Origin of the sequence: Chitinophaga sp. RCC_12 (assembly GCF_041360695.1) — a bacterium.
Taxonomy (GTDB): Bacteria; Bacteroidota; Bacteroidia; order Chitinophagales; family Chitinophagaceae; genus Chitinophaga.
Genome location: NZ_JBFUPS010000003.1, coordinates 711,954 through 723,849 on the forward strand (window position 1 = coordinate 711,954; position 11,896 = coordinate 723,849).

Genomic DNA, 11,896 nt, shown 5'->3' on the forward strand with positions numbered 1-11,896 from the left:
TAAATGTAACGGTTTAATCATAAATTGCCGTAAGTTTTGGATGGACGTAATGCGGTCATCTGCCTTAAATCCACGCTATGCGCATATCAATACTTCTTTCCCTCCTGATCCTTGCCGCTTGTAAGCCGAAGCAACCCGTCCGCCAACCGGTACCGGTATCTGAAGACAGTACCTTTTTAACAGGCACCTTCTATGTGATCAGGCACGCAGAGAGAAACCCGGGTCCGGATTCCACTTTAACCCTGGCCGGACAGGAAAGGGCAGGCGCATTATACCGGCTGCTGAAGGATTCCGGCCTGAATAAAATTTACTTTACGCCTTATAAAAGAACGGTTGCCACAGCCGATAGTCTGCGCATCCACCTGCACATCGATACCTGTTTTTATGCGGCAGATACCAGCGGGGAATCTTTTATTTACCAGGTTACCCGGCACCAGGACTGGGGCAAGCGCCTGCTGGTGATAGGGCATTCCAATACCCTGATCCCTATCTTACATAGCCTGAAAGCTAAGCCACATACGGATTCTATTGGAGAGAATGAATACGACCGGTTGTTTATAGTGCGGAAAACAAGGGAAGGAACGGTGCTTAAAGAGATTTGTTATTAGCGGAGGAAAAGCCTTTTCCCCCGCTATAGTTGTGCATTACAGCAAGATGCCTTTCATGAGGGTATAGGCTACTGTAAAGTAAATCAGCAACCCGGTTACATCTACCAGGGTAGCCACGAAAGGGGCGGAGGACGTGGCCGGATCTGCGCCGCATTTCTTCAACACCAGCGGCAGCATAGAACCGGAGAGGGTTCCCCACAATACTACGCCTACCAGGGAAATGCCTACTGTAGCGCCTATCAGCACCGTGTGTGCGCCGTAAGTATTGAACAGGGTATTCCAAAGCAGGATACGCAGGAAGCCGATGGCGCCGAGTGCGCCGCCCAATAGCAGGCCGGAAAGGATTTCCCGGCGCATCACGCGCCACCAGTCGCCTACGCTGATTTCGCCCAGCGCCATTGCCTGTATGATAAGCGTGGAAGCCTGTGAGCCACTGTTACCGCCACTGGAAATGATGAGCGGTACAAACAGTGCCAGTACAACGGCCTTCGCAATTTCATCTTCAAAAAATCCCATGGCGGTAGCGGTCAGCATTTCACCGATAAACAATACTACCAGCCAGCCTACCCGCTTCTTCACCAGTTTGAGCAGGGGCATATCGAGGTAAGGCTCGTCCAGGGCTTCGGTACCACCTATCTTCTGGATATCTTCTGTATGTTCTTCATTGGCGATCCACAACATATCATCGATGGTCACAATACCGAGCAGGATGCCCTGGTCGTCTGCTACGGGCAAGGCTACCCTGTTTTCCATCCGGAAAACCTGGATGGCCTCTTCCTGGTCGTCGTTGGCGTGGAGCGATACAAAGCGGTCGTCCATGAGGGTATGCACCACCGTTTCCGGTGATACGAGCAGGAACTCACGTATCCGGAAGTCGTCCAGCAGCTGCCCTTTTTCGTCGATTACATAGATTACATCGATGGTTTCACTGTCCTTTCCATGCTCGCGGATATAGTCCAGCACTTCCTTCACGGTCCATTCTTCTCTAACGGCAATGTAGTCGGGCGTCATGATACGGCCCACACTGTTCTCCTTGTAGCCCAGGAGGGAAAGGGTGATGCGCCGTTCTTCGGGGTCCAGCAGTTTGATCAGCTCTTTTACCGCTTCGCTGGGAAGCTCTTCCAGGAAAGCGGTACGGTCATCCGCCGGCAGCTCATTCATGAGCTCTGCTATTTTTGCGGGCGACAGTGTACGTATCACATCTTCCTGTAAAGGAAAGTCCAGGATACGGAAAGCCGCTGCCGCTCTGCCGATCGACAGGTGATTGATGATTATTCCGGCATCTTCGGGGACCTCGTGAATCAGTTCGGCTATATCCGTAATCAGCTGGTCGTCCAGGTATACTGACAGTTCGCGGTAATTTCTTTCTTTTGTCAGTGTCTGGAATTTTTCCAGTAAAGCTTCATTTTCCATACAATTGCCTCTATCTGCGAAATTAAGTTAAAATAGCACGCTGCCGGGGCAGTCGTTATAATAATTCTGATACATGCAGGCGGATGTTGCTGCAAATGCTATCCAGCGGCAGATCGTTGGCATCTTTGCCAAAGGGGTCTTCAATTTCTTCTGCGATGAGCTCGAGGCTTGCCAGTACAAAGAATACGAATACAATCATGGGGATAATGAGGTAACCCAGGCTGAACACGTATCCAAAGGGCATGGACATCACATAGAAGAATATAAATTTCTTGATAAATACGCTGTAGGAAAAAGGGATGGGGGTATTTTTGATCCGTTCGCAGGCGCCGCATACATCTGCAAACGACTGCAGCTCGTTGTTCAGCACAATGAGCTGATCCCCGGTGAGCTGCCCGCTGCGGTACAGGTCCATGGTTTTAGTCATGATGAGCTGCGATAACTGGTTAGGCACATGCTTACTGATATCAGTATGAAGCGGCTCCTGTCCTGGTATGGCTTCCATCTCGTCGTGCACATAAGTTTTGCGCAGGTGATTTTTCAGGCCATAGGCAAAGTTCGGGATCATTACTTTGAAGAACTCCCTGTCGGACTTGTTTTCCAATGGCAGCATGGCCTGGATTTTAATAGCCAGGTTGCGGCTGCTGTTCACCAGGGCGCCCCATTGCCGGCGGCCTTCCCACCAGCGGTCGTACGCGGTGTTGGTGCGGAACACCAGTAACAGGGATATCACAAAGCCCAGCAGGCCATACATCAGCGTGATGTTCTTCAGTTCACTCTTGTCAGACATCTTCCAAACCTCCAGTTCCAGCCAGGCTACAATGGCGGAATAGATGGAGAGGGCAATAAACATGGGGAACAGCTTCCTTACTGTATCCGCTTTATGAAGACGGAAAATGAACGTAAACCACTCCTTTGGATTATAATTGATCATATATGCAGGTTAATGAAAGGCAAAAAAAATATTTTCCGGGCGGCAAACCTAAATTTTTTAAACATGATTTTGATAACTTCCTGCTTTAACTTTACTTTACGTCTTCTTTTATTTGAAATTACGCTATGATAAAGCCGTATTTGTACATTGATAAGTCGAAAGGAAAAGGCCGGGGTGTCTATACCAAAGAAAAGATCCCTGCCGGAACAAGAATTGAGACGTCACCCGTGCTCGTTCTCACTTACGACGATACTGAGATTGTGGATAAAACAAGACTCCACAATTATATTTTTCTCTGGGGTGCAAAAGAAACCCGTTCCTGCGTGGCACTGGGCTTTTGCTCTATCTATAATCACGATTACAACCCCAACTGTGAGTATGAAATGGACTTCAAGGAAGAAACCATGAGTATCATCACCCGTCGTGATATCAAGAAAGGAGAAGAGCTTTTTATCAACTACAATGGTGATGTAACGGACAGCTCCCCCCTTTGGTTTGATACTAAAAAGAAACAGACCGCTAAAAAGTAAGAAGCAGTACGAATAGTACCGTTGCGGGCAGACAGCAGTGAATATTCCTGCCCGGTGACTATATTATTCGTATTTCTTTCGTAATATTGTATAAGCGCTTATACAATATTAACATCAACCTTTTCATATGTCATTCTATCCATCACTTGGCTACCTCGTTTTTGGCAGCCGCCTGCGCAGGCTGAGCGAATACTTTCTCATGGAAGTAAACAAGGTATATGAACAGGCAGGCATACCCTTTGATGCCAGCTGGTTCCCGGTGTTTTACCTCTTATCCAGACAGCAGCCGGTACCCATGATTGATATTGCCGAACAACTGGAAATATCCCACTCCGCCGTAAGCCAGATGGTGACCAACCTGAAAAAGAAAGGACTCCTGAAAACAACACCGTGTAAGGAAGATGGCCGCCGGCAACTGGTCGCCTTCTCCAAAAAAGGCGAAGACCTGCTGCAACAGATACAACCTGTATGGGAAGCCATCACCGGTGCTATGGAAGCACTGGCAACGGAAAATAAACAAAGCCAGCATATACTGGCTGCCATCGCCCAGATTGAACAGTCAGTACAGCAAAAGTCTTTATCAGAAAGGATCAGACAACAGTTATAATACTTCATACACCAGAAAAATCTAACGACATGAGTGATATTTTTAAGTACGGTATCGACCAGCTCACTGTTGCCCGCGCGATTGATATTGCGGCCGGCAAAGTAAAAGGCATACTGGTACCGGAAGTCATTACGCGTGTACAAACCAGCTTCGGCTATGTACAAACCATTGTGGCGCAACACACCACGGTATATGGCATTAACACCGGTTTCGGCCCGTTGTGCGATACCAAGATTTCCGAAGCAGATACCCGCGCTCTGCAATACAACATCCTGCAAAGTCACAGTGTAGGTGTAGGTGAAAATATCCCGGAAGAAATTGCCCGCATCATGCTCATCACCAAAGTGCAGGCATTGGCACAAGGTTACTCAGGCGTGGCACTGTCCACCCTCGAAAGAATCATCTGGCATATTGAGCACAGGATAACGCCGCTGGTACCTGAAAAGGGCTCTGTGGGCGCTTCCGGCGACCTCGCACCATTATCGCACCTGTTCCTGCCATTGATAGGACTGGGGCATGTGATGTACCGTGGCGCGAAAACAGATACCGCTTCCATGATGCAACAGGAAGGGATACAACCGGTAGTGCTGGGTCCTAAAGAAGGACTGGCGCTCATCAACGGCACACAGTTCATCCTGTCGTTTGCCGTTAAAGCGGTACAACGCCTGCACAACGCACTCGAAGCCGCAGATATCATCGGGGCGCTGTCGCTCGAAGGACTGATGGGCACCGCCAAACCATTTGATCCCCGTTTACATGCCATCCGCCCATATCCCGGTAACCAGCTGGTAGCGCACCGTTTGAAGGCATTGCTGGATAACTCGGAGATCATGTCGTCGCATGTGGATTGCGGCCGTGTGCAGGACCCTTATTCCCTGCGCTGTATGCCACAGGTACACGGTGCATCACGCACCGCCTGGCAACACCTGCAGGAACTCACTACCATAGAGCTGAATGCCGTTACCGATAACCCCATTATTTTCAGTGCAGAAGACACCATCAGCGGTGGTAACTTCCACGGGCAGCCACTGGCATTACCCCTGGACTACGCTACCGTGGCTGCTGCGGAGCTGGGCAACATCTCCGACAGGCGTTGTTATATGATGATTGAAGGAAGATACGGGCTGCCAAAATTATTGATCCAGGATGCCGGCCTCAACTCCGGTTTCATGATACCGCAATACACCACCGCCGCACTGGTAACGGAAAATAAAACCCTGTGTTTCCCCGCCAGCGCCGACAGCGTGCCTACTTCACTGGGGCAGGAAGATCATGTATCAATGGGCTCTATCAGTGGCCGCAAATTAAACCAGGTGATCGGCAACCTCGAATACATTCTTGCTATTGAGCTGCTGTATGCCGCGCAGGCAGTGGATTTCCGCCGGCCGATGAAATCAGGCCCGGTACTGGAAGCCGTACATCAGTACACCCGCAGGCATGTAACCTTTGCAGACAAGGACCGCATCTTCGCCAATGATATTGCCGCCCTGCACAAAATCGTTGTCGATCAATCGCTGGTACGTGTAGCCAATGAAGCTGCCGCTAATCATCAACTTAACTTAAACGGACTTTATAATGACCAGTTTGGACTTTATTAAAACATATGCAGCTCACCCGCATTATAAAGCGCCGCGTGGTGCACAGCTGCATGCCAGATCCTGGCAAACCGAAGCGCCCCTGCGCATGCTGCTTAACAACCTGGATGCTGAGGTAGCCGAAAACCCCGATGAGCTGGTGGTATACGGTGGCATCGGCCAGGCAGCGCGTAACCGCGAATCTCTTCAGAAAATTATCGAAATATTATTAACACTGGATGACGAGCATTCCCTGCTGGTGCAATCCGGTAAACCGGTAGGTATTGTACGCACGCATCCGCAGGCGCCAAGAGTAATGCTGGCCAACAGCAACCTGGTGCCGAAATGGGCCACCTGGGAGCATTTCAACGAACTGCGTTCCAAGGGCCTGATGATGTACGGACAAATGACGGCTGGTAGCTGGATCTATATCGGTACGCAAGGTATCCTCCAGGGAACCTATGAAACCTTTATGGAATGCGGCCGGCAGCATTTCAATGGCAGCCTGGCCGGTAAGCTGCTGGTAACAGCAGGTATTGGCGGTATGGGCGGCGCACAGCCTCTGGCAGCCACTATGGCCGGGGCAGTGTTTATTGGCGCCGACATTGATCCCACACGTATTCAGAAAAGACTGGATACCCGTTACATTGACCGTATGACTTATTCCTACGAAGAAGCCATTCAATGGGCGAAGGAAGCACAAGCCAAAGGAACAGCGTTATCTATCGGGTTGGTAAGCGATGCCGGTGATATGCTGGAAAGAATGCTGAAAGATAATATCATACCGGATATTCTTACTGATCAAACCTCTGCACACGATCCGCTGAACGGGTATGTACCTAATGGTATTACGCTGCAAGCCGCGCTGGAACTGCGTAAGAGTGATGCCGCAAAATACCGGGAGCTGTCGCTGAAAAGCATGGCGCGTCATGTAGGCTTTATGTTGCAGCTGCAACAGAAGGGTGCCGTTACCTTTGATTATGGTAATAACATCCGCGAATTTGCCCGGGAAGGCGGAGAGTCCAATGCCTTCAACTTCCCCGGATTTACGCCGGCATATATCCGTCCGCTCTTCTGTGAAGGGAAAGGACCCTTCCGCTGGGTAGCCCTATCCGGCGATCCGGAAGATATTTATACCACCGATCGCGCGCTGATGGAAGCGTTCCCCGAAAATACCCATCTGATCAACTGGCTGAAACAGGCGCAGGAGAAGGTGGCGTTCCAGGGATTGCCTGCACGCATTTGCTGGCTGGGACTGGGTGAACGCGAAAAAGCGGGGCTTATTTTTAATGAGCTGGTGAGAACAGGAAAAGTGAAAGCGCCGATTGTGATTGGTCGTGATCACCTCGACTGCGGCTCTGTGGCCTCTCCCAACCGTGAAACCGAATCTATGAAAGACGGCTCCGATGCCGTGAGCGACTGGACGTTGCTCAACCTTATGGCCAATACCGGCGGCGGCGCTACCTGGGTGTCTTTTCATCATGGCGGCGGCGTAGGGATGGGATATTCACAACATGCCGGCATGGTAGTGCTGGCGGATGGTACCGACCGTGCAGCTGAGTGCTTACGCCGCGTGCTCTTCAATGATCCGGCACTGGGCATTTTCCGTCATGCGGACGCGGGTTACGAAAAGGCACAGGAATGGGGACAGAAATTTAATATCAGCATTTAATCACAGCGGTTAACCGCTCAATCATGGCCCATGAAAACATTAATCGGTCCTTTTGCCCAGATCCTGCCAATGACGGGCTTGTCGCTGAAAGGCGCCCTGCACGATGAACAGTTGACCGTGATAGAGAAAGGCGGGGTAGTGGTGGAAAACGGCGAGATCATTGCGATAGCAGGGTACAAAACCTTGTTGCAGAAATACCCGGATTGTGAAATCGCTTTCCAGGATACACCGCTGGTGTTATTACCGGGATTTATTGATTGTCATACACACATTTGTTATGATGGTAGCCGCAACCGTGATTATGCCATGCGCATAGCCGGTAAAAGTTACCTGGAAATAGCCCGTGCAGGCGGTGGTATATGGGATTCCGTTACCAAAACGCGTATAGCCGATCTTGTTACCCTTACGGAGAACACTGTGGCCCGCGCTAACCGGCATCTGAAAGAAGGCGTTACCACTATGGAAGTAAAAAGTGGTTACGGCCTGAACCTGGAGAGTGAATTGAAAATGCTGCGCGCCATACAGCAGGCGGGACTGCATACGCCTGCCACGCTGATTTCCACCTGTTTGGCCGCGCATATGAAGCCGCGTGATTACGCTGGCAGTGAACAAGCTTACCTGGAATGGATTTTAACGGAACTGTTGCCGGTGGTGCAGCAGGAGCAGCTGAGTAACCGGGTGGATATTTTTATAGAAGAAACTGCTTTTTCTGCAAAGGCTGCTGCCGGTTTCCTGCAACAGGCCATGCAGCAGGGATTTGTGGCAACCGTGCATGCGGATCAGTTCAGCGCAGGCGGAGCGGAAGTTGCCGTGAATGCGCGGGCGTTATCTGCCGATCATCTGGAAGCCAGTACTGAAAAAGAAATTGCTTTACTCGCTAATTCTGATACCGTTGCAGTAGTTTTGCCAGGTGCTTCACTGGGATTAGGTATGTTGTATGCGCCGGCGCGCAGGCTGCTGAATGCAGGTGCATGTGTAGCTATTGCGAGCGACTGGAACCCCGGATCGGCCCCTATGGGCGATTTGCTGATACAGGCTGCCGTAATGAGCGCCGCCGAAAAGTTATCCACCGCAGAAGTACTGGCTGCGCTGACCGTAAGAGCGGCGCCCGCATTGCAACTGAAAGATGCAGGCCAGCTGCTGGCAGGTTACGCCGCTGATATGCAGGCTTATCCCACCGCGGATTATCGCGACATACTTTATTACCAGGGTAAGATGAAGCCGTCACTGGTATGGAAGAAAGGAGTTTTAGTATGATAACAAAAGAAAGCTATCAGCCCACAGCAAGTGGTTCCTGGACCGGTCGTATGGATGGCACTGACCCCGACCTGCTGCGCTGGCACCAGGTAATCACGGTAACCGACCTGTTGCAAACGCCCTTGCCGGTATTGCAGCCGGGGCAGAAAGGTATTGCCCTGCTGGGCTTCGCCTGCGATGAAGGCGTGCGCCGCAACAAAGGCAGGGCAGGTGCTGCAAAAGGACCCGCCGCCATACGGAAGGTGATTGCCAACTTCCCGGTTCACTTCAACGCACAAACGGTGTTGCTGGATGCGGGAGATATCCTTTGCCCCAACGGCGAGCTGGAAAATGCACAGCAGGTACTTAGCGAAACGGTGAACACTATCCTCACCGCAGGTTACCTGCCGCTGTTACTGGGCGGTGGTCATGAAATTACGTATGGGCATGCCAGTGGTATCCGCCGGTTTGCAGGAAAGCAATCCGTAGGCTTTATCAACTTTGATGCACATTTTGATATCCGTGTTCCCGGTGAAGAAGGCGCCAGCTCAGGTACCGGTTTCTGGCAACTGGCGCAGGATGCGAAACAATCCGGCGTGCCTTTTCATTACCTGGCCCTCGGTATCCAGAAGAACGGGAATACCCGCCAGCTGTTTAATACTGCAGGAGAAGAAGAAGCGACTTATGTAAGCGCAGATGCTTTTCATTTGCAGGATAAAGACACGTTGTTTGCCGCCATACAGCATTTCCTCAGCCAGGTAGATAAAGTATACCTGACCACCTGCCTGGATGTATTTGCAGCACCCTTTGCACCGGGAGTAAGTGCCACTGCTTATAATGGGATTATGCCGGGAGGTTTGTTCCTGCAGTGTTTCCGCAAAATACTGGAAAGCGGTAAAGTGGCAGGAGCCGATATTGCAGAATTGAATCCTTCACTGGATATAGACAACCGCACTGCGAAACTGGCTGCAGCGCTGGTTTTTGAGATAGTGATGGCGTATAGCGGGGAAGAAGCATTTTAGCGTGTAGCCGTTATCTTTAACAGGTACACGTTAAAACACGGCAGTGGCTTTCAGTTCCTTAACCTGCCAGGCGCATTGCGCCAGTTGTTCTTTCATGTCCATTTGCAGCAGCTGTATCAGCTGTTGTGCATTTACCGGCAGCGTAATCTTCTCTTTCTTCAGCTGCGCTGCCGTTGCCTTTACAAACAACAATAATTCGCTGGTATCATGCCATTGGCCAAGGAGCTCACCCGCTTTACGGGTAGGTGTGGCGAGGTTTTCTGTGAAAACAGCAGGGAGTACCTGTTCCAGTATATTGAGCTGATAGTATAACGCTTTTACTTCCTTCCTGACTTCGTGCCATACCGTGTGATGCGCTCTGCTGGCAGGTACGGTGATTTTTTGATGCTGTTGTTCCAGGTAGCTGATCAGCGCGGCAGTAGCGGCATTGGTGTCGGTATTGGCAATAGCTTCCTTAAATCTTTCCGGCAGCGACTCCAGTTTTTTCAGGGAGCAGTATTTCACTGTGGCGGCTAACATTTCACTGGCAGTAGCGGCTTTGCTTTGCAGCAGGAGATGCGCAAATGAAAAGCGCCACGATACTTTTTTTTCATAGCTGCGCAGGTTTTTTTCCTGGAGGTGCGTATCCCTGGAAGCTCCGCCGATCGACTGTATCAGCCTGGCGGTGCGTAAATGTTTACCTGCACCAAACGAATAATCCGGCAGCTGTTTTACCAATGAAAAAAAGGCCCGCAGCTTTTTTACGCCTACCCGCATGGCGTGTGTGGCATCAGCGTCACCGGGAGCCTCCCGCAGGGTGGCATATGCGGTGGTGACCGTATCGCATTCCTTCCGGAGATAATGATATAAAGCCGTTTGCAGCATATCTTTTAAAGTTAACAAAATCCGCCGACACCATCAGAACACAATGGTTTTGTTGCCATGCAGGATCACGCGGTTATCAATATGCGCTTTCACGGCACGGGTGAGCACCTGCCGCTCAATGTCGCGGCCCAGCATCACCAGGTCCTCCACGGTGTGCTTGTGGCTTACCCTGGCCACATCCTGCTCAATAATCGGGCCTTCATCGAGTTCGTTGGTAACGTAGTGGGCGGTGGCGCCAATCAGCTTTACGCCTCTCGTATAGGCGTTGAGGTAAGGGCGCGCACCGGCGAAGGCAGGCAGGAAAGAGTGATGGATATTGATGATCCGTTGCGGATAATGACTTACAAACTGTGGCGACAGGATCTGCATGTACCTGGCCAGTACGGTGAAATCCACCCGGTGCTCTTCCAGCAGCCGCATGGCAACGCGCTCCTGTAATTCTTTGGTACCGCTGCTTACCGGGAGGTAGTGAAAAGGGATCCCCAATGCCGTGCATTCCTTTTCCAGGGAAGCGTGATTCGAGATCACGAGCGGGATATCTACCGCCAGCTCACCGCTTTTCCATCTCCATAATAATTCCAGCAAACAATGATCATACGCCGATACCATGATAGCCATACGTTTGCGGCGATCGCTGTAATCTATTTTCCATTCCATTTGCAGCGGGGTAGCTACCTGTTGCTGGAAAGCCGCTTCCAGCGCGGACTTATCAAGTTGCTCCAGCTGGAATTCCATGCGCATAAAAAATAATCCTTCCCGTGGATCGGTACTGTGTTGACTTGCATCCAGTATATTTGCACCCAACAGGTAGAGGAACTGTGATACGCCGGCTACGATGCCCGGCCGGTCGGGACAGCAAATAAGCAAACAGGCGGTGATATGAGGGACTTCTTGTTTTAACATATGACTACCAAAATATAAAATAATAATACAATTCTCCGTTGAAAAAGATAGGACTAATGTCGGATACCCACAGCTATTTGCACCCACAGGTATTCAAATATTTTGAAGAAGTAGATGAAATCTGGCATGCCGGCGACATCGGCAATGTGGATCTGGCCGATAAACTGGAAAAATTCAAGCCTTTCAGGGCCGTTTCCGGGAACATCGATGGGGCAGATATCCGTATCCGTTACCCCGAAACCCTGCGTTTCAACCTGGAAGGAGTAGAGGTGATGATGACACATATTGGTGGATATCCGGGGAAATATGCCCCGGGCGTGAAGGAACAGCTGAAGCAGCATCCGGCCAAACTGTTTATCTGCGGGCATTCGCACATCCTGAAAGTAATGCCGGACGCGGCACTTCATTTGTTACATATGAACCCGGGTGCATGCGGACAACAAGGATGGCACAAGGTAAAAACGCTGCTGCGTTTTCAGCTGGAGGCTGGCAATATTCAACAACTGGAAGTGATAGAACTGCCCTGATCAACA

The 11,896-nt window shown here is 50.7% G+C and carries 12 protein-coding genes; 8 read left to right on the plus strand and 4 right to left on the minus strand.

Features of this window, described 5'->3' with window-relative positions; genetic code table 11:
• Window positions 1-77: 77 nt before the first annotated feature.
• Entirely contained in the window at window positions 78-608 is a 531-nt protein-coding gene (locus tag AB6805_RS12585) for a histidine phosphatase family protein (RefSeq protein WP_370909771.1), read from the plus strand.
• A gap of 36 nt (window positions 609-644) precedes the next feature.
• Here AB6805_RS12585 and mgtE read toward each other — a convergent pair whose 3' ends face one another.
• Both mgtE and AB6805_RS12595 read right to left on the minus strand, forming a co-directional pair.
• A complete protein-coding gene (mgtE, locus tag AB6805_RS12590; protein ID WP_370909772.1) occupies window positions 645-2,021 on the minus strand; it encodes a magnesium transporter in 1,377 nt (458 codons plus the stop codon).
• 55 nt (window positions 2,022-2,076) lie between these two features.
• Window positions 2,077-2,955: a bestrophin family protein gene (locus AB6805_RS12595; protein ID WP_370909773.1), complete on the minus strand. Its 879-nt coding sequence runs from the start codon at window positions 2,953-2,955 to the stop codon at window positions 2,077-2,079.
• Window positions 2,956-3,080: 125 nt separating this feature from the next.
• On the opposite strand from AB6805_RS12595, the gene AB6805_RS12600 reads away from it, so the two are divergent.
• The 6 genes from AB6805_RS12600 (at window position 3,081) to hutG (ending at window position 9,596) form a co-directional block, all read left to right on the plus strand.
• The gene (locus AB6805_RS12600; protein ID WP_370909774.1) at window positions 3,081-3,485 is read left to right on the plus strand and encodes an SET domain-containing protein; all 405 of its coding nucleotides are present in this window, start codon (window positions 3,081-3,083) and stop codon (window positions 3,483-3,485) included.
• Window positions 3,486-3,612: 127 nt separating this feature from the next.
• Window positions 3,613-4,092 (plus strand): MarR family winged helix-turn-helix transcriptional regulator, encoded by a 480-nt coding sequence (locus AB6805_RS12605; protein WP_370909775.1) that lies wholly within the window; start codon window positions 3,613-3,615, stop codon window positions 4,090-4,092.
• 29 nt (window positions 4,093-4,121) lie between these two features.
• On the plus strand, window positions 4,122-5,690 hold the full coding sequence (gene hutH, locus AB6805_RS12610; RefSeq protein WP_370909776.1) for a histidine ammonia-lyase: 1,569 nt from the start codon (window positions 4,122-4,124) through the stop codon (window positions 5,688-5,690).
• Complete coding sequence (gene hutU, locus AB6805_RS12615) at window positions 5,668-7,338, plus strand: urocanate hydratase (protein ID WP_370909777.1); 1,671 nt, start codon at window positions 5,668-5,670, stop codon at window positions 7,336-7,338. Before hutH ends, hutU begins: the two co-directional genes overlap by 23 nt.
• A gap of 30 nt (window positions 7,339-7,368) precedes the next feature.
• Entirely contained in the window at window positions 7,369-8,595 is a 1,227-nt protein-coding gene (gene hutI, locus AB6805_RS12620) for an imidazolonepropionase (protein ID WP_370909778.1), read from the plus strand.
• A complete protein-coding gene (hutG, locus tag AB6805_RS12625; protein WP_370909779.1) occupies window positions 8,592-9,596 on the plus strand; it encodes a formimidoylglutamase in 1,005 nt (334 codons plus the stop codon). Before hutI ends, hutG begins: the two co-directional genes overlap by 4 nt.
• 30 nt (window positions 9,597-9,626) lie before the next feature.
• Here hutG and AB6805_RS12630 read toward each other — a convergent pair whose 3' ends face one another.
• Window positions 9,627-10,460, minus strand: coding sequence for a CHAD domain-containing protein (locus AB6805_RS12630; protein ID WP_370909780.1), 834 nt, complete (start codon window positions 10,458-10,460; stop codon window positions 9,627-9,629).
• A 33-nt stretch (window positions 10,461-10,493) separates the two neighbouring features.
• The gene (gene purU, locus AB6805_RS12635; RefSeq protein WP_370909781.1) at window positions 10,494-11,363 is read right to left on the minus strand and encodes a formyltetrahydrofolate deformylase; all 870 of its coding nucleotides are present in this window, start codon (window positions 11,361-11,363) and stop codon (window positions 10,494-10,496) included.
• A 56-nt stretch (window positions 11,364-11,419) separates the two neighbouring features.
• Here purU and AB6805_RS12640 point away from each other — a divergent pair, with 56 nt between their 5' ends.
• Entirely contained in the window at window positions 11,420-11,890 is a 471-nt protein-coding gene (locus tag AB6805_RS12640; protein WP_370909782.1) for a metallophosphoesterase, read from the plus strand.
• Window positions 11,891-11,896 lie beyond the last annotated feature (6 nt).

What these genes read in the sequence shown, in the direction of transcription:
- hutI (WP_370909778.1), top strand. Translation starts at nt 7,369, where the DNA reads ATGAAAACATTAATCGGTCCTTTTGCCCAGATCCTGCCAATGACGGGC.
- AB6805_RS12640 (WP_370909782.1), top strand. Translation starts at nt 11,420, where the DNA reads ATGTCGGATACCCACAGCTATTTGCACCCACAGGTATTCAAATATTTT.
- AB6805_RS12605 (WP_370909775.1), top strand. Translation starts at nt 3,613, where the DNA reads ATGTCATTCTATCCATCACTTGGCTACCTCGTTTTTGGCAGCCGCCTG.
- hutG (WP_370909779.1), top strand. Translation starts at nt 8,592, where the DNA reads ATGATAACAAAAGAAAGCTATCAGCCCACAGCAAGTGGTTCCTGGACC.
- AB6805_RS12595 (WP_370909773.1), bottom strand. Translation starts at nt 2,955, where the DNA reads ATGATCAATTATAATCCAAAGGAGTGGTTTACGTTCATTTTCCGTCTT.
- hutH (WP_370909776.1), top strand. Translation starts at nt 4,122, where the DNA reads ATGAGTGATATTTTTAAGTACGGTATCGACCAGCTCACTGTTGCCCGC.
- purU (WP_370909781.1), bottom strand. Translation starts at nt 11,363, where the DNA reads ATGTTAAAACAAGAAGTCCCTCATATCACCGCCTGTTTGCTTATTTGC.
- hutU (WP_370909777.1), top strand. Translation starts at nt 5,668, where the DNA reads ATGACCAGTTTGGACTTTATTAAAACATATGCAGCTCACCCGCATTAT.
- AB6805_RS12600 (WP_370909774.1), top strand. Translation starts at nt 3,081, where the DNA reads ATGATAAAGCCGTATTTGTACATTGATAAGTCGAAAGGAAAAGGCCGG.
- mgtE (WP_370909772.1), bottom strand. Translation starts at nt 2,021, where the DNA reads ATGGAAAATGAAGCTTTACTGGAAAAATTCCAGACACTGACAAAAGAA.
- AB6805_RS12585 (WP_370909771.1), top strand. Translation starts at nt 78, where the DNA reads ATGCGCATATCAATACTTCTTTCCCTCCTGATCCTTGCCGCTTGTAAG.
- AB6805_RS12630 (WP_370909780.1), bottom strand. Translation starts at nt 10,460, where the DNA reads ATGCTGCAAACGGCTTTATATCATTATCTCCGGAAGGAATGCGATACG.